This is a genomic window from Ornithinimicrobium kibberense, from assembly GCF_006519705.1.
GTDB lineage: Bacteria > Actinomycetota > Actinomycetes > Actinomycetales > Dermatophilaceae > Ornithinicoccus > Ornithinicoccus kibberensis.
On sequence record NZ_VFXM01000046.1, the window covers coordinates 1 to 490 of the forward strand.

The window sequence follows — 490 nt, forward strand, 5'->3', positions numbered from 1 at the left end:
CGGTCGTAGTAGGCCCGGCCTTCGGTGGTCCTGGTGCGCAGTTGCACGGTGGCCATGATGTGCAGCACCTGGTTGATGTGCCGGTTCCCGCCGCGGGAGAGGCGTTGGCGCACGTTGTCTCCGGAGGAGGCGTCCACCGGCGCGGTGCCGGTCCAGGACGCGAAGTGGCCCTTGGTGGGGAACCGGGTGATGTCACCGATCTCGACCAGCAACCGGGCCGCACCGGAGGGTCCTATGCCGTGCAGTCCGAGCAGGCTGGTGCCGGTGGCGGCCAAGAGCTCGGTGAGCTCCTTGTTCGCCTCCTTCTTGCGCCGGTAGGTCTTCTCCAGGTCGGCCACCATCTCCAGCGCGACGCGCTTGCGGGTCTTGCCCACGACGTCACGCGGTCGGACACCGGCCAGGATCTTGCGGGCCTGGGCCGCGGACAGGTCCTTCTTGGCCCCACCAGGCACGATCTCCAGCAGCAGCGCATGCAGCTGGCACACGATCC

General features: G+C 68.6%; 1 protein-coding gene. It reads right to left on the reverse strand.

Going from position 1 to position 490, the window contains the following annotated elements:
• Positions 1 to 490, reverse strand: a 490-nt coding sequence (locus FJR00_RS15555) for a transposase (protein ID WP_141339641.1), incomplete at both ends; no start/stop codon positions are given.